Source organism: Lentzea sp. NPDC005914 (assembly GCF_040629405.1).
Classification (GTDB): Bacteria; Actinomycetota; Actinomycetes; order Mycobacteriales; family Pseudonocardiaceae; genus Lentzea.
The window spans coordinates 19157-38479 of sequence record NZ_JBEXVQ010000050.1; the positions used below are offsets into that span (position 1 = coordinate 19157).

Genomic DNA, 19323 nt, shown 5'->3' on the forward strand with positions numbered 1-19323 from the left:
GTCACGCGGCAACTAAATAACTCAGTCGAGCAGCTCATCCACTCTGCGTACATATGCCGTCACGGGATAAGCCGCCACGAACCCGCACGCCTCGGCGAACCGCTCCCCCGGCCCCTCGTCGACCTGTGAAGCGACCAACGACGCACCGGCAGAACGCAGCGCCGTAGCAGCAGACACCACCAACGACCGTCCAACGCCCCGACGCCGCCGCGCGGGACGTACGACGCACTGCTCGACCAAACCCACACCGCGTTCGGCGAACCCCGACACGAATCCGCCGATCCGATCGCCGTCATCCACCACCAACAACAAACAACGCGGATCGTCCAACCGATGCCCGAGCCACCGAGCCAATCGCGCCCGGTTGCCGACCAGCTCGTCCGACAGCAGCTCGACGATCCCCGGCAGATCCGCGTCGACAGCCCGCCGGACACCCTCCGAAACGACAGCACGCTCGCGATGAACCACGGTCAACAACTCCTCGACCGCGTACCAGCCGGAGTCGTCGGCGATGCCCTCGATCTCGTCCACGGTCGTCGGCGACGCGAAAACGACCGCCTCCGCACGCCCCACGTCCGCGAACGTCTGCTCGAGCTGCAGCAACGTCGACGCGACCTCCACCGACGACCCGTCCAGCGCGCACCCGAAGTTCCCGGACGGCAGCGGGTTCTCGCGGTTGATCACCACGGCCGCGCAGCCGACCCGCCCCACCTTGCCGTACCGCACGGCACCGGACGCCAGACGAGCCCCTTCGACGAGGATCGCCAGCGACCGCGACTCGTACGGGTCGAGCAGCTCCGGGTCGTCCGGATCGCGCAGCGGGTCAACCATGACACCAACCCTGACACACTCATCGGTGTGCACCTGCCCGATCTCCCGGTGAGGTCCGTCCTACCGGAACTCCTCAAAGCCCTCGACGACCACGGTTCAGCCGTCCTGGTCGCCCCTCCGGGCACTGGCAAAACGACGCTCGTCCCGCTGGCCCTCGAAGGCAAGGTCGTCGTCGCCGAGCCACGCAGGATCGCCGCCCGAGCCGCCGCCGCACGCATGGCGAGCCTGCTGAACGAACCAGTCGGCCACACGGTCGGCTACTCGGTGAGAGGCGACCGCAAGACGAGCAAGCACACCCGCATCGAGGTCGTGACCAGCGGACTCCTGGTCCGCAGGCTTCAGCACGACCAGGAGCTCAAGGGCGTCGGCACGGTCCTGCTCGACGAGTGCCACGAACGCCACCTCGACGCCGACCTGCTCCTCGCGCTCCTCCTGGATGCCAAAGCAGGCCTGCGCCCGGACCTGAGACTCCTCGCGACGAGTGCGACCGTTGCCGCACAACGACTCTCCGACCTGCTCAACGCCCCGGTCCTGCACACCGAGTCGCGCATGTTCCCGACGGAGATCACCTACGTCCCACCCGCGCGCAACGAGCACATCGAGACCACCGTCGCCAGGGCCATCAACAGGGCTCTGTCCGAAGTGGACGGCGACGTGCTCGCGTTCCTGCCCGGCGTCAAGGAGATCAACCGCACGGCGAGCATGCTCAACGCCGAGACCGTGATCCTGCACGGCCAGCTCAAGGCCCAGATCCAGGACGCGGCCCTCAAACCCGGCACCACCCAGCGAGTCGTGCTCGCCACCAGCATCGCCGAGTCCAGCCTCACCGTCCCCGGTGTCCGGGCGGTCGTCGACGCGGGACTGGCCCGAGTCCCGCGCGTGGACCACCGCAGAGGCCTCGCCGGTCTCGCCACGATCCGCGTCTCCCAGGCCGTGGCGGAGCAACGCGCCGGACGAGCCGGGCGCGAGGCCCCGGGCCGCGTGTACCGCTGCTGGCCCGAGCACGAGCACTCGACGCTCCCCCGCTACCCGGAACCAGAGATCAAGACGGCCGACCTGACCAGGCTCGCCCTGGAACTGGCGGTCTGGGGCACCCCGGACGGCAGCGGCCTGAACTGGTGGGACGCCCCACCGGAAGGCGCCCTCAGAGCAGCTCAGGAAACCCTCGAAGCCATCGGCGCGCTCGCCCCGGACCGCCGCGACCTCATCGCGAGCGTCGGCCTGCACCCGCGGCTGGGCCGCGCGCTCATCGACGGCAGCGCACTCGCGGGCAACCGGACCGCCGCCGAAGTCGTGGCACTGCTCGACGACAGCACGCACACCAGCACGACCGACCTGGCCACGGCGCTGAAAGCCCCGGGCAAATGGCGTCAGGAAGCCAAAAAGCTCGAGAAGCTCGGCACCAACCCCGCGGGCAACGGCGACCCGGCGCTGGTCGTCGCCCTCGCCTACCCGGAACGGCTGGCGAAACGCAGGTCCAAGAACAGCAACGTCTACCTGATGGCCAACGGCACGGCCGTCGAGCACACCGACTCGCACTCCCAGTGGCTGGCGGTCGCGATCGCCGACCGCGAACCGGGCAGCAAGCACGGCCGCATCCGCCTCGCCGCCCCCGCGGACGAAGAGCTCGCCGTCACCGCCGCTCAGGCCCTCGTGCACACCGAGGACGACATCCGGTGGAACGGCGACGTCATCGCGAACAGCGTCCGCAAGCTGGGCGCGATCACCCTCGACGAGCGCCCGCTCAACGACCTGGCCAAGTCGCAGCAGGCACTCCGCCTGGGCCTCGAGGCCGAGGGTCTGGGCCTGCTCAAGTGGACCGACGCCGCCAAACGCTTGCGCGAACGCATGGCGTTCCTGCACCGCACCCGCGACTGGCCGAGCGTCGACGACGAGACCCTGATCCGCACGCTCGACCTCGGCAAGGCGAAGAAGCGGTCCGACCTGGCCAAGATCGACACGGTCACGTTGCTGCGGAACCTGCTGCCGTGGCCGGAGGCAGCGGAGTTCGACAAGCTCGCCCCGGAACGCATCGGCCAGGGCAAGGTCGACTACACGCAGGACCAGCCCGCACTCCACGTCCGCATCCAGGACGCCATGAAGTGGGCCGACACGCCGCAGATCGCGGGAGTTCCGGTGGTGGTGCACCTGCTCTCCCCCGCAGGCCGTCCCACCGCCGTGACCAGCGATCTCAGGTCTTTCTGGCGCAACGGTTACCTGCGGGTGCGCAGTGAGCTGAAGGGCAGGTATCCCAAGCACCACTGGCCCGAACGGCCCTACAGTAAGGGCACATGAGGGGATTTCAGGTATCACGCCGGCGCTTCCTGGGGATGACGGCACTGGCGGGCATGACCACGATCGGCACCGCCGAAGCCGACGCCGAGCACAGTGAAGCCGTCGTCATCGGCACCGGCTACGCGCCGTAGCCGCACTACGACTGGGCCACAAGGGCATCAAAACGACCATGCTGGAGATGGGCCAGCTCTGGAACCAGCCGGCCGCCGACGGCAAGATCTTCTGCCCGATGCTCAACCCGGACCGCCGCGCCATGTGGTTCAAGGACTGCACTGAGGCACCGCTCGAGACTCTGCTCGGCCTGCCGATCGTGAACCGCCCGATCGACCGCTACGCCGGCGTCCTCGACAAGGTCCACTTCGACGAGATGGCCGTCTACCTCGGCCGCGGCGTCGGCGGCGGAAGCCTGGTCAACGGCGGCATGGCCGTCACCCCGAAGCGCGAGTACTTCGAGGAGATCCTGCCGAACGTCGACGCCGACGAGATGTACGCGAAGTTCTTCCCGCTGGCCACCAAGACGCTGAGGGTCAACACGATCCGCGGCGCGTTCCTCGAGTCGACCAGCTGGTACCAGTACGCCCGGACCGCCCGCCACCAGGCCGCGAACGCCGGCTACAGAACGCAGGTCATCCCGAACGTCTACGACTTCGCCCACATGGAAGCCGAAGCCCGTGGCACCGCACCGAAGTCCGCGCTGGCCGGCGAGGTCATCTACGGCAACAACCACGGCAAGATGAGCCTGGACAAGACCTATCTCGCCGACGCGCTCGCCACCGGCAACGTCACCATCAGGACGTTGCACCACGTCAAGCGCATCCAGCGACAACGCGACGGCTACCTGCTGACCGTCGAGCAGCGCGACCCGTTCGGAAAGCTCCTGAACACCAAGGAGATCGGCTGCCGCCACCTGTTCCTCGGCGCGGGCAGCCTCGGCACCACCGAACTCCTCCTGCGCGCCCGCGAGAACGGCGACCTGCCCGAGCTCAGCGACGAGATCGGCCGCGGCTGGGGCCCCAACGGCAACGTGATGACCGCCCGCACGATGATCGGCGGCTTCCAGCAGTCCGCCATGCCGGTGCTCGCCATCGACGCCTGGCAGGACCGCAAGGTGTTCGCCGAGATCGCCCCGGTCCCGGCGGGCGTCGAGACCCTCGCCTCGCTCTACCTCGCGATCACCAGGAACCCCGAGCGCGGCACGTTCCACTACGACCGCGGCACTGACGGCATCACCCTCGACTGGCGGCGTGAGCAGATGGAACCGTCGATCCGCGCGGTCAAGGGCGTGTTCGACGAGATGAACCGAACAAACCTCAGTACATATCGCGCCGACCTCTTCGGAATCGGGAAAGTCTTCTCGGACGACTTCACCTATCACCCGCTGGGCCGCGCCACGGACGAATATGGCCGGGTCAGGGGCGCCAAGAACCTCTACGTCACGGACGGTTCGCTGATCGGAGGCTCGGTCGGCGCCAACCCGTTCGTGACGATCACGGCGCTCGCGGAACGGAACTTGAGTCGAATCACCACCACCGATTTGAACCATTAGGAATCGAACAACGTTAATCTCAGCTATGGCGCACATCGCGATCTTCCTCATGCCCGAGCGCGGACACGTCCTCCCCGCGCTCGGGATGATCGCTGAGCTCGTGCGCCGCGGCCACCGCGTGAGCTGCCCGGTCCCGGCCGCGTTCGCCGTGCCCGTGACCGAGTGCGGCGCGACCGCGATCCCTTGCGGAACAACGCTTCCCAGCGAGCTGCCGGAGTCCCTCTACGACGCGGCCCAGCTCGCACTCGTCGAGGCGGAGTCGGCGTTGCCGCAGCTGGAACCGGTGTTCCGGCAGGACCCGCCGGACATCGTGCTGTGGGACATCGCGGCCTGGGCCGGCGGCGTGATCGCGCGCAGGCTGGGCGTGCCGAACCTGTTGGTGGAGAGCCTGCTGACCAGCAACTCGCACTGGTCGCTCGGCGCTGCGGTGGTGCCCGCGCGCACGTTCGACACGGAGGCGATCCGGTTCTTCACGAAGGTCCAGGAGTTCGTCGGCAGCTCACTGCCGGAGTTCGTCTCGGGCGCCCGCCGCAGGATCGCCTTGTTCCCCAGGGAGTTCCAGCCGGAGGGCGACACGTTCGACGAGAGGTTCGCCTTCGCCGGCCCGTGCCTGACCGAGCGGAAGTTCCAGGGCACCTGGACGCCGCCGGGCGACACACCCGTGGTGCTCGCCACGATCGACGCGCAGACGTGCGCTGATGCGGCCCGTGGAATGCCGTGGCACCTTGTCACAAAAGGCAAGGTCGCGGACCCGGCACCGAACGTCGAGGCGCACGACGACGTCCCGCAGCTCGCCGTGATGGAGCACGCCAGCGTGTTCGTCACGCACGGCGGACTGAGCGGCGTCATGGAGGCGCTGCACCACGGCGTCCCCATGATCGTCGTGCCGCGCATGACCGACCAGAAGCTCAACGGCCAGCGCGTCGAGGAGCTCGGGCTCGGCGTCGTGCTCGACACCGTGACCGAGGAGGGTGTGCGCTCGTTGGTGAGTCAGCTGGTGTCCGACTCCGCGATTTCCGCGCGGGTGAAGGACATGCGGCGGATGATTCACCAGGCGGGCGGCAGCGCGTTCGCCGCGGACGTGGTCGAGGAGGAACTGGCGCGGTGAGACGGATCTGGGAAGACGCGGTCCGCACGCTCGGCGGAGCACCGGACGCGGGTGACCTGGTCGAGCGCTACTCCGAGCCGCATCGGGCGTACCACAACACCTTCCACGTGGCTTCCGTCGTCCGCGACTCGTGGGCGCTGGCCGACGCGTTCACGTTCACGACGGACGAGCGCGCGATCCTCACGCTGGCCGCCTGTGCGCACGACGTGATCTACGACAGCAAACCGGGCGACGACGAACGCGCCTCCGCCGCCTGGGCGCGGGAACGCCTGACAGGGCTCGAAGAAGAGGACATCCTCCGCGTGGAGTCGTTGGTGCTGGCCACGATCACACACTCGTCCGACGACCCGCTCGCCCACGTCCTGCTCGACGCCGACCTCGCCATCCTGGGCGCGGAACCCGAGCACTACGACCGCTACAGCCAGGCCGTGCGCCAGGAGTACTCGCAGTACGACGACGATCTCTGGCGAGCGGGGCGGGCCGGGGTGCTGAAGACCCTGCTCGACCGGGAGGACCTGTACGTGACCGAACCCGCGCGGCAGTTGTGGGACGCCGCCGCGCGGATCAACCTCGCGCGCGAGCTTCAGTCGTTGGCGTAGAGCACCTTCGTCGCCGTGGTGAAGCGCTTGAGCGTCTCCGGAATCGGCTCGATCCCGATGCCCGGCCCGGTCGGCACGTGCATGAAGCCGTCCTTCAGCTCGAACGGCTCGGTCAGGTCCTCCGCGAAGTACCGGCGTGACGCGGACACGTCGCCCGGCAGCACGAATCCCGGCAACGCGGCCAACGCGAGGTTCGGCCCGCGTCCGATGCCGGTCTCCAGCATTCCGCCGCACCACACCGGAATTCCGTGCGCGACCGCGACGTCGTGGATCCTGCGCGCTTCCAGGTAGCCACCGACCCGTGCGGGCTTGATGTTGATGACCCGGCACGCGTCGAGCGCGATCGCCGTCGCCGCGTCCTTGGCCGACGTGATCGACTCGTCGAGGCAGATCGGCGTGCGGACGCGCTCGGCGAGCAGCGCGTGGCCGCGGATGTCGTCCTCCTCCAGCGGCTGTTCCATGAGCAGCAGGCCGAACTCGTCGAGCCGGCGCAGGTGTTCGGCGTCGGCCAGCGTGTACGCGGTGTTCGCGTCGACCTGCAGCAGGATGTCGCCGAACCGTTCGCGCACGGCCCGCACCGGTTCGACGTCCCAGCCCGGTTCGATCTTGAGCTTGATCCGCGCGTAGCCCTCGGCCAGGTAGCCCTCGACGTCGCTGAGCAGCTCGGGGATCGAGTTCTTGATCCCGACCGACACCCCGGAAGGCACCTTGTCCGCCGTGGCACCGAGGAACGTGCCGATCGACATCCCGTACGACCGCAGCTCGGCGTCCAGGATCGCGGTCTCCAGCGTCGCCTTGGCGAGCTTGTGCCCCTTGATCGCATGCGTTCTCGACTGGACCTCGGCCGCCGTGACCTCGGGCGTCACCCGTGGCACGAGGTGCTGGTCCAGCACGAGCTCCGCGGCGCCGACGAACTCCGAGCAGTACAGCGGTTCCGGGTCGGCCGCGAACTCCGACCAGCCCTCCGCCGAGTCCGTGACGACCCGCAGCAGGAACGTGTCCTTGGTCGTCATCGTCCCGAACGACGTGCGGAACGGCGACACAAGCGGAATCGCGACGTGCAGCAGCTCAACCCGTTCGATCTTCACTGATCTGATTCCTTCTGGCGCACCAACTCGTACCAGCCATCCCGTGACATCGACGTCGCCACGTAACCCCGCTCGAACGCGTCGACGAACACGCCGCGCACCGCCTCTCGCCACTGCTTCGCGAGCGCAGCAGACTCCTTGCGCACCTCCACGACGTCGCGCGGCACCCGGCACCAGATCCGTTCGCCGTCCGTGCGCGCCAACGGTTCCCCGTCCGGCGCCACCGACAGGACCTCACCCGCCGGCTCGGACTCGTTCGGCTCTCGTGCCTGAGTGAGATCCCACTGCACGGTCAGGCGATCGCTCTCGTCGCCGTCGTTCACGCCGTCGCGCATCGGCCCGTAGAAGTCCACTGTGTACTCGGTGACGACCGCTCCGAGCTTGACCAGGTTGAACCGGGCGTTGCGCGAGACCAGCGGGTCGTAGGTCCACCGCATCGACTTCGCGCCGAGCCCGACCGCCCAGTCCTTCTGCGCCAGCTTCAACGGATGCCCGACGCCGGACCGTGCCGCGGCGATCATCGAGTACACCGATCCGTCCGGGCAGAACAGCCCGGTCGTGGCACCGATCAGCTCGTCGCCCTCGAACGCCCCGATCGTCGCGCCACCCGCGTGCCGGATGCAGTGCAGCGTCTCCGTCGACAGCACGTCCTCGGTCGTCTCCCAGACCTCGGCGTAGTAGGCGGCGACGCGGGCGATGCCCGGAACGTCACTGATCACGTGGAACCGCAAGGCGTGCCTTCCTGACGCTGTAACCGAAGTAGATGACGAACCCGAGCACCATCCAGGACAGGAACGCGATCCACGTGTCGAGCCCGAGGCTGAACATCATGTAGACGCAGAACGCCAGGCCGATCACCGGCGTGACCGGCGAGAACGGCACCCTGAACGTGCGCTGCCGATCCGGTTCGGTGCGACGCAGGATGATCACCGCGATGTTGACCAGCGCGAACGCGAAGAGCGTGCCGATGCTGGTCGCGTCGGCCAGCGACCCCAGCGGCACGAGCGCCGCGAGAATGGCGATGAACGAGCCGACGACCAGGGTGTTCACGAACGGCACACCGTTGCGGCTGAGCCTGGCGAAGATCGACGGCACCAGCCCGTCGCGGGACATGGCGTACAGGATGCGCGTCTGTCCGTAGAGGACGGTCAGCACCACCGAAGTCGTCGCCACCACAGCACCGATCGACAGCAGGATCGGCCAGATCGCACCGCTGACGTTGTCGGTGAGCACCCGGCTCAACGCGGCTTCCGTGCCCTCGAACGACTGCCACGGCATCGCACCGACGGCGGCCAGCGCGACGGCGCAGTACAGCGCGGTGATCACGACCAGCGACAGGATGATCGCGCGCGGCAGGTCGCGCTGCGGGTTCTTGGCCTCCTCGCCGGCGGTCGACGCGGCGTCGAACCCGATGTAGGAGAAGAACAACGTGGCCGCGCCGGCGCTCATGCCCGCGAGACCGAGCGGGAACAGCGGCTGCATGTTGCCCGCCTTGAACGCCGTGAACGCGACCGCGCAGAACATCAGCAGCGAGCCGACCTTGATCCACACCAGGATGGTGTTCGTGCGCGCGCTGCCCTTGGAACCACCGAGCAGCACCAACATCGAGAGCACCACGACCAGCACGGCCGGGACGTTGACGATCCCGCCCGAGCCCGGTGGCTGGCTCAGCACGTCCGGAATCCGCAGGCCGGTCACGAGGTGCAGCAGTTCGTTGACGTACTGCCCCCACCCGACCGCGACCGCCGCGACCGACACCCCGTACTCCAGCACGAGGCACCACCCGCAGACCCACGCGACGATCTCGCCGAGCGTCGCGTAGGTGTAGGAGTACGACGAGCCGGACGCGGGGATGAGGCCCGCGAGTTCGGCGTACGACAGCGCGGAGAACAACGCGGTGATGCCGGCGAGGATGAACGACACCACGATCGCGGGACCGGCGAGCGGCACAGCCTCCCCCAGCACGACGAAGATGCCGGTGCCGAGCGTGGCACCGATGCTGATCATCGTGAGGTGGCCCACACCCATGGTGCGCTTGAGTTCGCTGCCAGGGTGAGTCAGCTGGTCGATCGGCTTGCGCCGCAACACCCGCGCCCCGATGCGCTGTTCGTTGCTCATCCGGACAACATAACTGCCCGTCAGGCAGCTATCGGCCACCAACCGGGCGGAACGTGCGGCGATATGTATCCGGTGGCACACCGACCGTTCGGTGGAAGTGCCTGCGCAACGTCGTGGCGGTGCCCATGCCGGACGCCTCCGCGATCAGGTCGACGCTGTCGTCGGTCATCTCCAACAGCTCCTGGGCGCGCCGGATCCGTTGGGTGTGCAGCCATTGCAACGGCGTGGTGCCCGTGACCGCCCTGAAGAGCCGGGCGAGGTGGCGCGAGCTCATGTTCGCCTGGCGCGCCATGTCCTCCACCGTCAGCATCTGGTCGAGCCGCTTGCTCGTCCAGTCGAACAGCTCGGTCAGCGGATGACCTTCCTCCGACGGCACCGGCGCGAGCACGAACTGCGCCTGCCCGCCGTCGCGATGCGGTGGCACGACCAGGCGCCGTGCCGCGGTGTTGGCCGTCGCGGTGCCGTGATCGCTGCGGATCAGGTGCAGGCTCAGGTCGATCGCCGCCGCCTTGCCCGCGCTCGTCAGCACCTGGCCGTTGTCGACGTAGAGGACGTCCGGGTCGACCTGGACGCGCGGATACCTCTCGGCCAGCACGTCGGTGTGCGCCCAGTGCGTCGTCGCCTTGAGCCCGTCGAGCAGCCCGGCCTCCGCGAGCACGAACGCGCCCGTGCACAGCGACACGATCCGCGCGCCCTTGTCGTGCGCCGCCCGGACCGCTTGGACGAGCTCCAAGCAGATCTCCTGGTCGACGTCCGCGATGGCGGGAACGATCACCGTGTCGGCAAGGTCGAGCTGGTCGAGGGCCATGTCCGGCTCCATCGTGAACCGGCCGACGCGCACCGGACCGGTGCCGCAGATCCTGACGTCGTAGTCGAGCTGCGGGGCGGTGAAGATCTCGTACGTGGCGGCGAGCTCGAAGTGGAGCATCCCGTCGGTCACAGCGAACGCGAGCATGTCCGAAACTGTACGCATCATGTCGTTTCAGACACTAGTTCGTTTTCCGGTTCGACGCTTTGATGGTCCACATGGGACACAAGATCGCGGTGTACGGCGCTTCCGGACTGACTGGCCGCTTTGTGGTGGCAGAGCTGGAGAAGCGCGGCTTCGAACCGATGCCGTTCGGGCGAGCGCAGGCGACGGCCGACGATCCGGCCGCGCTCGACCGGGCTCTCGCGGGCGCTCAGGCGGTGATCAACACGGCCGGTCCGTTCGCGGTGACGGCTCTACCGCTGATCGCCGCGGCCGAACGCGCGGGCATCCCGTACGTGGACGTGGCCGCCGAGATCGAGGCGAACGCCGACACGTTCGCTCGCGGCGCCTCGATTCCGGTCGTGCCCGCCATGGCGTTCTTCGGCGGCCTCGGTGACCTGCTGGTCACCGCCGCGATGGGCGACTGGGCCTCCGCCGACGAGGTCCACGTCGCCTACGGCCTGTCCGGCTGGCAGCCCAGCGCGGGCACTCTCGAGGCTGGCGCTGTCTCCCGGGACCGCCGTGGTGGCCACAGCGTGCGGTTCCGCGACGGCGCGCTGGAGTACCACGACGACTCGCCGTCGGTCGTGACCTGGGCTTTCCCGTCCGGACCACGTGAGGTCATCGCCGAGTTCACGATGGCCGACGTGGTGACCGTGCCAAGCCACATCGCCGCTCCCGCCGTTACGACGTACATGTCCGTGAGTGCCGTCAACGACATGCGCGCCGCTGCCTCACGTGAGGACGCCGAGACGTTCGAGGTGGACGTCGTCGTCCGGCGCGATGGCGAGGAACGGCGCGTGACCGTCACCGGTCAGGACATCTACGCCGTGACCGCTCCTCTGGCCGTGGAGGCCGTCGGCCGCCTGCTGTCCGGCCGTTTCGCAGTCACCGGCGTGGCCTCGGCGGGGGCGATGTTCGACGCCCGCGACTTCCTCGACGCCCTCTCCGAGCACGTCACTCAGGCCACGCACTGCCCTTGATCAGGTCGACGAAGTCCGTCCGCTGAAACTCCGGGTCGAAGTGGGCGAGGACGTCGTCGTTCATCGTCCCGTAGGTGGTGCTCGGCCGGTGCGCCATGCCTGCGTAGAACGCCTCGAGAATGCGGTTCTTGAAGTCAGGCCGGGGATGTGCGGCCACCACCTCCGCGCGCTGCTCCTCGGTGAGCTCGTCCAGTCCGATGCCGAGCACGTCGGTCTTCACGCCGAGCGCGATCGCGGCCACCTCGGGCGCGAGATGCAGCGGCACCTCCGGCGTCGTGTGCAACGCGATGGCCAGCCACACCGTGCGCGCGTCCTCCTCCGACCGCCCGTGCTCCAGAAGGAACGTCCGCGCGGCCTCAGCACCGTCGATCTCGAACCGCAGATCCTTCGACCCGTAGAACTCGGTGAGCCCCAGATCGTGGAAAAGCCCGCCCACGTAAGCCAGTTCCGGATCGATGTCCAGTCCCCGCGCCTTCGCTTTCAACGCGCCCCACAGGAAAACCCTGCGCGAGTGGTGGAACAACGTGTCGTCGGTGACCTTGCGGACCAATGACGTCGCCGCCCGCACCAATTCCGTGCCGGGAATCTCCACACCAGCAATTACTTCAGCCATGCTTCCATGCTCGACCCGAGGCGACCAGGCTCCCACCGTCAATCAGGACCCCTTGCCCACAGATGTGGACATGCGCGCCCGGTACTCGCTCGGCGACGCCCCGAACCGCCCCACGAACACCCGCCGCATCGTCTCAGAACTCCCGAACCCGGCTTCCCGTGCCGTCTGCGCCACCCCGTGCCCGGCGTCCAAGAGCGCCTTGGCGTGATCGAGCCTGACCTGCTCCACGTACCGAGCAGGCGTCGTGTCCAACTCGCTGGCGAACAACCTCGCCAGGTGCCGCGAGCTCACGCCCACTCTCGCCGCCAGCGTGCGCGCGCTGTGGTCCAACGCGGGCTGAGCCGACACGAGGTCCACCACCTCCCGCAACGCCGGCGTGCGCGGCCTCCTGACCTGCAACGGCGCTGAGAACTGCGACTGCCCGCCCGGCCTCTGCATGAACATCACCAGGTTGCGCGCCACCGTCCGCGCCAGGTCGGGCCCGTAGTCCTGCTCGACCAGCGCCAACGCCAGGTCCATGCCCGCAGACACCCCAGCCGACGTGAACACGCCGCGGTCCTCGACGAACAGCGCGTCAGGCTCCACCTGCACGTCCGGGTAAGCCCGCGCGAGCCGATCTGCGACCCGCCAGTGCGTGGTGGCCCGCCGCCCGCTCAGCACCCCGGCCGCGGCCAGCGCGAACGACCCGGTGCAGATCGACACGAGCCGCCGCACACGTTTCTGCAGCACCCGGACGGCCTCGACGAGATCGGTCGGGATCGGCTCACGGGCGAGCTTGTCGCCGCCGGACACGATGACGGTGTCGGCCTTGGCCACGTCGTCCGCGGTGGAGTCGACGGGCAGGTGGATCCCGACTGACGTCATGACCGGCTCGCCGGACGCGGAGACGTACCCGATCGTGTAATCGGCCCCGGCGAGGCCGGCTTCCGCGAACACCTCCGCGGGCCCCGTGACGTCGAGCATCTTCATGCCGTCGAACACGAGGAAGACGATCTTGCGGACCACGCCTCCATCATGCATGACCTGACCTGCGCATTGCAGAAACCGTGCAAGGTCCGCCGGGCACAGTGCCGCCATGCGGATCTTCACTCAAATCGGCGTGACACTGCTGGCCGTGGTGGCACTGGCGGCCACCACAACGGGCGTGGCCTCGGCATCGACCGGCTACGCGGTGAACGTGTTCCACAGTTCGGGCGTGCTGGCCGCCAGCGGAAACGGCAATTTCGCCTGGTCGACCTCACGCCGGACGGTGTCGGTCACCACTCCGTCCCTCTCCGCCACGGCCGGCGAGTGGGCGGACGTGACCCTGACGGGACGCCAGGGCAACAAGGCGGTCACCGGGCAGGTGTGGGCCCAGGCGGACCAGCGCGGCAAGGGCTCCACCGTCGTGCAGATGAAGCCGTTCTCGCTCACGACGTCCACCCCGGGCGGAATCGAGTTCGTCCGCATCACAGTCCGCGACATCGACCACCAGATCGTCCGCACAGTCGACTGCTACTACTACGAAACCAGCTGCCCCTAACCCCACCCCAAGCAAGCGGGACCTCTTGGAGGTCCGGAGGCTGGCCCGATGGGGATCCACTCAAGGTGACCACGGTCGGGGGTCCGGGGGACCCCCCGGCGGGGGTCTGGGGGCTCGGCCCCCAGAAGACACCCGGAACGAGAAAGGGAGCGGCCGAAGGCTGCGAACAGCCTTCGGCCGAGTGGAGGTGCCGGGAATCGAACCCGGGTCCTGTGGCGGTTCATCAGGGCTTCTCCGTGCGCAGTCCGCTCTGTCTCTACTTGGCCCCATCAGTCATGCGAACGAGCTGATGTGACAGGCCCAGTCGCTGTGAGTTTCCCGAACAGTCTCCGCGACCGAGACTGCTGGTAAGCCTTCTAGCTGATGCCGGGAACTAGGCCGAAGGCGCTCCTAGGCCGACAACCGCTAGCTCTGCTGTCAGGCAGCGAGAGCGTACGCGGTGCGCGTGTCGTTAGACGTGGCGCTTATTGGTTTGCGATGACGCTTAACGGTGGTCTCTCGCCTGCACCGGCACGCTTCCCCTGAATCAACGTCCACAGTCGAAACCGTTCACCCCCTTGTAGTGGTACGCATAGCATAACGACCGGGGCCAACCAGTTCTTCCCGAGGCAGGTAGGGCTGTCCCCACCCCGGACCGCATAGCTAGCCAGATGGTCCCTGACCAGCGGGAACGACACGATGGACGGCATGAGGAAACCGAACGCGCTCGCAGCCGGGTTCTACCTGCTGACCCACCTGGTGACCGGCATCTTCTGGTTCACCCTCACTCTCGTTCTCACTGTCGTCGGGTTCGCGACGTCGCTGCTCTGGGTCGGTGTTCCGATCCTCTGGCTCGCGATGAACGTCGGGCGCGCGGGTGCGTCCGTCGAGCGGGCGTGGGTCAGGGTGGCGTTGCGCACGGACATTCCCCGGCCGTACCGCGAGAAGATCGACGGGTCGCCGTTGATGAGGTGGAAGCACCAGTTCACCGATCCGGCGACGTGGCGTGACTTCGGCTATCTGGCGTTGCTGGTGCCGGTGGGGGCACTGGAGTTCGCCTCGTTCATCACGATGTGGGCGGTCGCGGCGGCGTTCGTGGCCGTGCCGTTCTGGATCGGCGAGGCGCCGTTCGCGGTCATCGTGGGCGAGTTCTGGACGATCGACTCGTTCTACTCGGCGCTGCCGGTCGCGGCGATCGGGCTGGCGCTCATTCCGTTCGCGGTCATGGGCACGAAGTGGCTGGGTGCGCTGCACGGCAGGTTCGCGCGCGCCATGCTCGGGCCGACGCGTGCCGACGCGCTGGCGATCGAGGCGGAGCGGCTGCAGTCCAGCCGGGCGCGCGGTGTCGAGGCGGCCGAGGCGGAACGCCGGCGCATCGAACGCGACCTGCACGACGGCGCGCAGCAACGACTTGTCGCGGTGGCGATGGGTCTGGGCCGGGCGAAGTCCAAAATGGACACCGACCCGGAAGGTGCGGCGGTGCTCATCGCCGAGGCGCACGCGGACGCGAAGGAAGCCATCCGGGAGCTGCGGGACCTGGCGCGGGGCATCTACCCGTCCGTGCTCGGCGACCGCGGTCTCGACGCGGCACTGAGTGCGCTGGCCGCGCGCGTGCCGATCGAGGTCGAGCTGAGCGTCGACGTGAATCCGCGCCCGCCGACAGCGGTCGAGAGCGCCGCGTACTTCACCGTCGGCGAGGCGCTCACGAACATCACGAAGCACTCCCAGGCCACCAGGGCGACCGTGAAGGTCAACCGGGTCGAGACGGGCGTGCTGGTCGAGGTCACCGACAACGGTCAGGGCGGCGCCGAGCTGAAGCCGGGCGGCGGCCTCGCCGGTCTGGCCGACCGGGCTGCCACGATCGACGGTGTGGTTGTCGTCGTCAGCCCCACCGGTGGGCCGACCGTTATTCGAGCGGAGTTGCCGTGCGCGTGGTGATCGCCGAGGACTCGGTGCTGCTGAGGGAGGGCGTCCAGCGGTTGCTCGCCGACGAGGGCATCGAAACCGTTGCGGCGGTGGAGAACGGCGACAGGCTGCTCGACGCCGTGACCGAGCACAAACCGGACCTGTGCGTGGTGGACGTGCGGATGCCACCGACGTTCACCGACGAAGGCCTGCGCGCCGCGATCGAGTGCCGCCGCCGCTACCCCGGGCTGCCGGTGCTGGTGCTCTCGCAGTACGTCGAGGAGCGCTACGCCGTGGAGCTGCTCGCGGGCGGTGCCAGTGGCGTCGGCTATCTGCTCAAGGAGCGGGTCGCGGACGTGAAGGAGTTCGTCGACGCGGTGCGCAGGGTCGCTGACGGCGGCACGAGCATCGACCACGAGGTGATCACGCAGCTCATGGTGCGCAGCAAGAAGAGCCCCGTCGAGTCGCTGACGCCCCGCGAACGCGAGGTGCTCGGGCTGATGGCACAGGGACTGTCCAACACGGCCATCGCCGCGACGCTCGTGGTGTCCGACGGCGCCGTGGAGAAGCACGTCGGCAACATCTTCGCCAAGCTCGGCCTGGAGCCGTCGAACTCCGAGCACCGTCGCGTGCGCGCGGTCTTGGCCTACCTCGACAGCTGAAGCAGACGGGCGCCGTTGTCGTGCAGGATCGCCTGCTCGGCGGCGGCGTCCAGACCCCACGACCGGATCGCGTCGAGCTGCACCTCGTAGGGGTACGGGATGTTCGGGAAGTCGCTGCCGAGCACGACCCGGTCCGCCAGTCCGGCGATCCGCTGAGCCCACCCGTCCGGCAGCGGCACCATCTGCTCGCTGAACGGCGTGCCGACCATCGTGGTGTCGACGTGGACGTTCTCGTAGCGCTCGACCAGGTCGAGCGCGCTCAGGTAGTCCGGCATCCCGGCGTGCGCGATGACCGCCGTCAGCCGCGAATGCTTCTTCAGGACCTCTTCGAAGATGCCGAGCCCGGTGAACTCGCCGGGATACGGGCCCTCGCCACAATGCACGACCACCGGTGCACCGGCTTCGGCGAGCTGGCCCCAGACGCCGTCGAGCAGCTCGTCACGCGGGTCGTAGGCGCCGACCTGGACGTGCGACTTGAAGCACCGCGCGCCGGCGTCGAGAGCCTTGCGCACGTAGGCGTCCGCACCGGGTTCCGCGTAGAACGTGCCCGTGTGGACAGCTTCAGGCACTCGCACCGCGAAGTCGGCGACCCACTCGTTCAGCCACTCCGCCATGCCCGGCTTGTGCGGGTAGACCAGCGGTGCGAACGCGACGACGCCCAGCTCCCGCAGCGCGGTGAGCCGGGCGTCCTCGTCTGTGCGGTACTGGATGAACCAGTCGACACCGGACTCGCGCACGCGGTCGAAGTACGCCCAGACCTTGTCGAGGACGTTCTGCGGCATGAAGTGGACGTGGACGTCCACCAAGGCCATCAGTAACGACCCTTCAACGCCCGTCCGTGCGCCTTCGCGATCTCGCGGTTGGCGTCGCGCTTCGCGATGTCCTGACGCTTGTCGTAGGCCTTCTTGCCCTTCGCGAGGGCGATCTCGACCTTGACGTAGCCGTCCTTGAAGTACATCTGCAGCGGGACGAGCGACAGACCGGACTCCTTGGTCTTGCCGATCAGCCGTTCGATCTCCGCCTTGTGCATCAGGAGCTTGCGCTTGCGCCGGACCTCGTGGTTCGTCCAGGTTCCCGCGACGTACTCCGGGATGTGCAGCGCGTGCAACCAGATCTCGCCGTCGTCGACCTGGGCGAAGGCGTCCACGAGGGACGCCCGTCCCATGCGCAGGCTCTTCACCTCGGTGCCGACGAGCTGAATGCCCGCCTCGTAGGTGTCCAGAATGGCCCAGTCGTGCCGAGCCTTGCGGTTCGACGCGATGACCTTCTGCCCGCGTTCCTTGACCATGGCGACAACTTTACGTGGTCGTGCCAGCCGTTAAAGCCGCACGTAGAGACGCAGTGTCACGTAGCCGGTGGTCGCCGAGATGACGATCGCGACGAGGAACAGCCACGGCGAGACTATGAGGATGTCCAGGTACCCGATCGGCGGGATGATGCCCGACTCGGTGAGGTTCCTGGTGATCCGGTCGAGGAAGAACGCCTTGAACAGCACCAGGCCGGCGACCGCGGAGACCGCGCCGATGATGCCCGCGACGACCGCCTCGATGAGGAACGGCAGCTGCGTGTACCACCGGGTCGCGCCGACCAGGCGCATGATGCCGACCTCGACGCGGCGGGTGAACGCCGACACCTGGATGGTGTTCGAGATCAGCAGCAGTGCGGCGAACGCCTGGATGAGCGCGAGGATCAGGGCGACGTCACGCAGACCGTTGAGGCCCTCGAAGAACCGCTCGAGGAACTTGCCCTGGTCGTCGACACCCTTGACGCCCGGCTTGCCCTCGAAGGCCTGCTTGATGACGTCGGTGCGCTCCGGGTCCTCCAGCTTGACGCGGAAGGTCGCCGGAATGGCCTCCGGCCGCGCGAGCTTGAGCAGCTCCGGCTGGGCCTCGAAGATCCGCTTGAAGCGCTCGAAGCCTTCCTCGCGGTTCTGGAACACCACTGTCTCGACGCCGGAGGTCTGCTCGAGCTGGGAGCGCAGACCGGCGCACGGCTGTTGCGTGCAGTCCTTGTCGTTGGCGCTGACGTCGTTGGTCAGCAGCACGGAGACCTCGAGCTTGCCCGCGTAGTTGGCCTGCATCTTGTCGACCATGCGGACGACGAGCAGGCCACCGCCGAGCAGCCCGAGCGAGATGGCGGTCGTGAGGATCATCGCGATCGTCATCGTGACGTTCCGGCGAAGTCCGGTGACGACCTCGCTGAACACGAAGCTGGTACGCATCGGGGGCGGGGTTTCCTTGGGGGTCGGGGACTAGGAGTGTTTAGCGGCCAACGCCGTAAACACCGCGCGCGTCATCGCGGACGACCTTGCCGAACGCCAGCTCCACGACGCGGCGCCGCATCGAGTCGACGATGCCGTGGTCGTGGGTGGCCATGATGACGGTCGTGCCGGTGCGGTTGATCCGCTCCAGCAGCAACATGATGTCCTGGCTCGTGTCGGGGTCCAGGTTTCCGGTCGGCTCGTCGGCGATCAGCACCAGCGGCCTGTTCACGAACGCACGGGCGATCGCGACACGCTGCTGCTCACCACCGGAGAGCTCGGTCGGGAACCGGTCCTCCTTGCCGTCGAGGCCCACCAGCTGCAGCACCTCCGGCACCACCTTGACGATGGTGTTGCGAGGCTTGCCGATGACCTCCAGCGCGAAGGCCACGTTCTCGGCAACCGTCTTCGTGGGCAGCAGGCGGAAGTCCTGGAACACACAGCCGATGGACTGACGCAGGCGGGGGACCCTGCGCCGCGACATCTTGGCGACGTCGAAGTTGGAGACGTAGACGCGCCCCCTGGTCGGCACCTCTTCGCGCAGCAGCAGGCGCAGGAACGTCGACTTGCCGGACCCCGAAGGCCCGATCAGGAAGACGAACTCGCCCTTCTCCATCTCGACGGACACGTCGTCGAGCGCGGGACGCGTGGAGGTCTTGTAGACCTTGGAAACGTGTTCGAGACGAATCACGAGGCGCGAGTCTACCCATGGCCGCGGTAAAGCCCCCGTTCCGGTTAACTTCCGGCACCGGAAGGGCGGCCCCGACCCTCCACACGGCGTGGTCGAACCGCCACAACGGGTCGAAGAAAGGGCACGTTCGGGGCCCTTTGGTGGTCCGAACGT

Annotated in this window: 18 protein-coding genes, 1 other RNA gene and 1 pseudogene; 8 read left to right on the forward strand and 12 right to left on the reverse strand. The window is 68.0% G+C overall.

The window, feature by feature from the left end; all coding sequences use genetic code 11:
• Positions 1 to 21 precede the first annotated feature (21 nt).
• Positions 22 to 831 (reverse strand): GNAT family N-acetyltransferase, encoded by an 810-nt coding sequence (locus ABZ345_RS42735; RefSeq protein WP_359860703.1) that lies wholly within the window; start codon positions 829 to 831, stop codon positions 22 to 24.
• A 27-nt stretch (positions 832 to 858) separates the two neighbouring features.
• Between ABZ345_RS42735 and hrpB the strand changes: the two genes are divergently transcribed.
• The 4 genes and pseudogenes from hrpB (at position 859) to ABZ345_RS42755 (ending at position 6379) form a co-directional block, all read left to right on the forward strand.
• Entirely contained in the window at positions 859 to 3126 is a 2268-nt protein-coding gene (gene hrpB / locus ABZ345_RS42740; RefSeq protein WP_359860705.1) for an ATP-dependent helicase HrpB, read from the forward strand.
• A gap of 35 nt (positions 3127 to 3161) precedes the next feature.
• Positions 3162 to 4672, forward strand: a pseudogene (locus ABZ345_RS42745) (GMC family oxidoreductase N-terminal domain-containing protein).
• 25 nt (positions 4673 to 4697) lie between these two features.
• Positions 4698 to 5780 (forward strand): macrolide family glycosyltransferase, encoded by a 1083-nt coding sequence (locus ABZ345_RS42750; protein ID WP_359860707.1) that lies wholly within the window; start codon positions 4698 to 4700, stop codon positions 5778 to 5780.
• Positions 5777 to 6379, forward strand: a complete 603-nt coding sequence (locus ABZ345_RS42755) for a hypothetical protein (RefSeq protein WP_359860709.1) — start codon at positions 5777 to 5779, stop codon at positions 6377 to 6379. The genes ABZ345_RS42750 and ABZ345_RS42755 overlap by 4 nt, the downstream gene beginning before the upstream one ends.
• Here ABZ345_RS42755 and menC read toward each other — a convergent pair.
• Genes menC through ABZ345_RS42775 form a run of 4 tightly spaced genes read right to left on the reverse strand, consistent with a single transcriptional unit; the run spans position 6364 to position 10558 of the window.
• Positions 6364 to 7467, reverse strand: a complete 1104-nt coding sequence (menC, locus tag ABZ345_RS42760; protein ID WP_359860710.1) for an o-succinylbenzoate synthase — start codon at positions 7465 to 7467, stop codon at positions 6364 to 6366. The two genes, ABZ345_RS42755 and menC, sit on opposite strands and share 16 nt — an antisense overlap.
• The gene (locus tag ABZ345_RS42765) at positions 7464 to 8186 is read right to left on the reverse strand and encodes a hypothetical protein (RefSeq protein WP_359860712.1); all 723 of its coding nucleotides are present in this window, start codon (positions 8184 to 8186) and stop codon (positions 7464 to 7466) included. Before ABZ345_RS42765 ends, menC begins: the two co-directional genes overlap by 4 nt.
• Entirely contained in the window at positions 8176 to 9585 is a 1410-nt protein-coding gene (locus tag ABZ345_RS42770; RefSeq protein ID WP_359860714.1) for an amino acid permease, read from the reverse strand. The genes ABZ345_RS42765 and ABZ345_RS42770 overlap by 11 nt, the downstream gene beginning before the upstream one ends.
• A 28-nt stretch (positions 9586 to 9613) precedes the next feature.
• Positions 9614 to 10558: a helix-turn-helix domain-containing protein gene (locus ABZ345_RS42775; RefSeq protein WP_359860797.1), complete on the reverse strand. Its 945-nt coding sequence runs from the start codon at positions 10556 to 10558 to the stop codon at positions 9614 to 9616.
• A gap of 53 nt (positions 10559 to 10611) precedes the next feature.
• Here ABZ345_RS42775 and ABZ345_RS42780 point away from each other — a divergent pair, with 53 nt between their 5' ends.
• Positions 10612 to 11538, forward strand: a complete 927-nt coding sequence (locus ABZ345_RS42780) for a saccharopine dehydrogenase NADP-binding domain-containing protein (RefSeq protein ID WP_359860716.1) — start codon at positions 10612 to 10614, stop codon at positions 11536 to 11538.
• Here ABZ345_RS42780 and ABZ345_RS42785 read toward each other — a convergent pair.
• The gene (locus tag ABZ345_RS42785) at positions 11513 to 12151 is read right to left on the reverse strand and encodes an HD domain-containing protein (RefSeq protein WP_359860718.1); all 639 of its coding nucleotides are present in this window, start codon (positions 12149 to 12151) and stop codon (positions 11513 to 11515) included. The genes ABZ345_RS42780 and ABZ345_RS42785 overlap by 26 nt on opposite strands.
• 42 nt (positions 12152 to 12193) lie before the next feature.
• On the reverse strand, positions 12194 to 13156 hold the full coding sequence (locus tag ABZ345_RS42790; RefSeq protein WP_359860720.1) for a GlxA family transcriptional regulator: 963 nt from the start codon (positions 13154 to 13156) through the stop codon (positions 12194 to 12196).
• Positions 13157 to 13226: 70 nt separating this feature from the next.
• On the opposite strand from ABZ345_RS42790, the gene ABZ345_RS42795 reads away from it, so the two are divergent.
• The gene (locus ABZ345_RS42795) at positions 13227 to 13673 is read left to right on the forward strand and encodes a hypothetical protein (RefSeq protein WP_359860722.1); all 447 of its coding nucleotides are present in this window, start codon (positions 13227 to 13229) and stop codon (positions 13671 to 13673) included.
• A gap of 179 nt (positions 13674 to 13852) precedes the next feature.
• Here the strand turns inward: ABZ345_RS42795 and ssrA are convergent.
• Positions 13853 to 14230, reverse strand: a transfer-messenger RNA (tmRNA) gene (gene ssrA, locus ABZ345_RS42800).
• Between the two features lie 130 nt (positions 14231 to 14360).
• Between ssrA and ABZ345_RS42805 the strand changes: the two genes are divergently transcribed.
• Together ABZ345_RS42805 and ABZ345_RS42810 are read left to right on the forward strand one after the other, a co-directional pair.
• A complete protein-coding gene (locus tag ABZ345_RS42805; protein WP_359860724.1) occupies positions 14361 to 15590 on the forward strand; it encodes a sensor domain-containing protein in 1230 nt (409 codons plus the stop codon).
• On the forward strand, positions 15578 to 16219 hold the full coding sequence (locus ABZ345_RS42810; protein ID WP_359860726.1) for a response regulator transcription factor: 642 nt from the start codon (positions 15578 to 15580) through the stop codon (positions 16217 to 16219). Before ABZ345_RS42805 ends, ABZ345_RS42810 begins: the two co-directional genes overlap by 13 nt.
• Here ABZ345_RS42810 and ABZ345_RS42815 read toward each other — a convergent pair.
• From ABZ345_RS42815 to ftsE, 4 genes are read right to left on the reverse strand one after another with little or no spacing between them, the layout of a single operon-like run.
• The gene (locus ABZ345_RS42815; protein ID WP_359860728.1) at positions 16204 to 17031 is read right to left on the reverse strand and encodes an amidohydrolase family protein; all 828 of its coding nucleotides are present in this window, start codon (positions 17029 to 17031) and stop codon (positions 16204 to 16206) included. The genes ABZ345_RS42810 and ABZ345_RS42815 overlap by 16 nt on opposite strands.
• Positions 17031 to 17507, reverse strand: a complete 477-nt coding sequence (gene smpB, locus ABZ345_RS42820) for an SsrA-binding protein SmpB (protein ID WP_359860730.1) — start codon at positions 17505 to 17507, stop codon at positions 17031 to 17033. Before smpB ends, ABZ345_RS42815 begins: the two co-directional genes overlap by 1 nt.
• Before the next feature lie 30 nt (positions 17508 to 17537).
• On the reverse strand, positions 17538 to 18440 hold the full coding sequence (gene ftsX / locus ABZ345_RS42825) for a permease-like cell division protein FtsX (RefSeq protein WP_359860732.1): 903 nt from the start codon (positions 18438 to 18440) through the stop codon (positions 17538 to 17540).
• A gap of 40 nt (positions 18441 to 18480) precedes the next feature.
• Positions 18481 to 19170 carry a cell division ATP-binding protein FtsE gene (gene ftsE, locus ABZ345_RS42830; protein WP_359860734.1) on the reverse strand — a complete coding sequence of 230 codons (690 nt, stop codon included), beginning with the start codon at positions 19168 to 19170 and terminating at the stop codon, positions 18481 to 18483.
• Between the last annotated feature and the right edge of the window lie 153 nt (positions 19171 to 19323).

What these genes read in the sequence shown, in the direction of transcription:
- ABZ345_RS42735 (WP_359860703.1), bottom strand. Translation starts at nt 831, where the DNA reads ATGGTTGACCCGCTGCGCGATCCGGACGACCCGGAGCTGCTCGACCCG.
- ABZ345_RS42750 (WP_359860707.1), top strand. Translation starts at nt 4,698, where the DNA reads ATGGCGCACATCGCGATCTTCCTCATGCCCGAGCGCGGACACGTCCTC.
- ABZ345_RS42770 (WP_359860714.1), bottom strand. Translation starts at nt 9,585, where the DNA reads ATGAGCAACGAACAGCGCATCGGGGCGCGGGTGTTGCGGCGCAAGCCG.
- ABZ345_RS42775 (WP_359860797.1), bottom strand. Translation starts at nt 10,558, where the DNA reads ATGCGTACAGTTTCGGACATGCTCGCGTTCGCTGTGACCGACGGGATG.
- ABZ345_RS42780 (WP_359860716.1), top strand. Translation starts at nt 10,612, where the DNA reads ATGGGACACAAGATCGCGGTGTACGGCGCTTCCGGACTGACTGGCCGC.
- ABZ345_RS42785 (WP_359860718.1), bottom strand. Translation starts at nt 12,151, where the DNA reads ATGGCTGAAGTAATTGCTGGTGTGGAGATTCCCGGCACGGAATTGGTG.
- ABZ345_RS42795 (WP_359860722.1), top strand. Translation starts at nt 13,227, where the DNA reads ATGCGGATCTTCACTCAAATCGGCGTGACACTGCTGGCCGTGGTGGCA.
- ABZ345_RS42805 (WP_359860724.1), top strand. Translation starts at nt 14,361, where the DNA reads ATGAGGAAACCGAACGCGCTCGCAGCCGGGTTCTACCTGCTGACCCAC.
- ABZ345_RS42815 (WP_359860728.1), bottom strand. Translation starts at nt 17,031, where the DNA reads ATGGCCTTGGTGGACGTCCACGTCCACTTCATGCCGCAGAACGTCCTC.
- smpB (WP_359860730.1), bottom strand. Translation starts at nt 17,507, where the DNA reads ATGGTCAAGGAACGCGGGCAGAAGGTCATCGCGTCGAACCGCAAGGCT.
- ftsX (WP_359860732.1), bottom strand. Translation starts at nt 18,440, where the DNA reads ATGCGTACCAGCTTCGTGTTCAGCGAGGTCGTCACCGGACTTCGCCGG.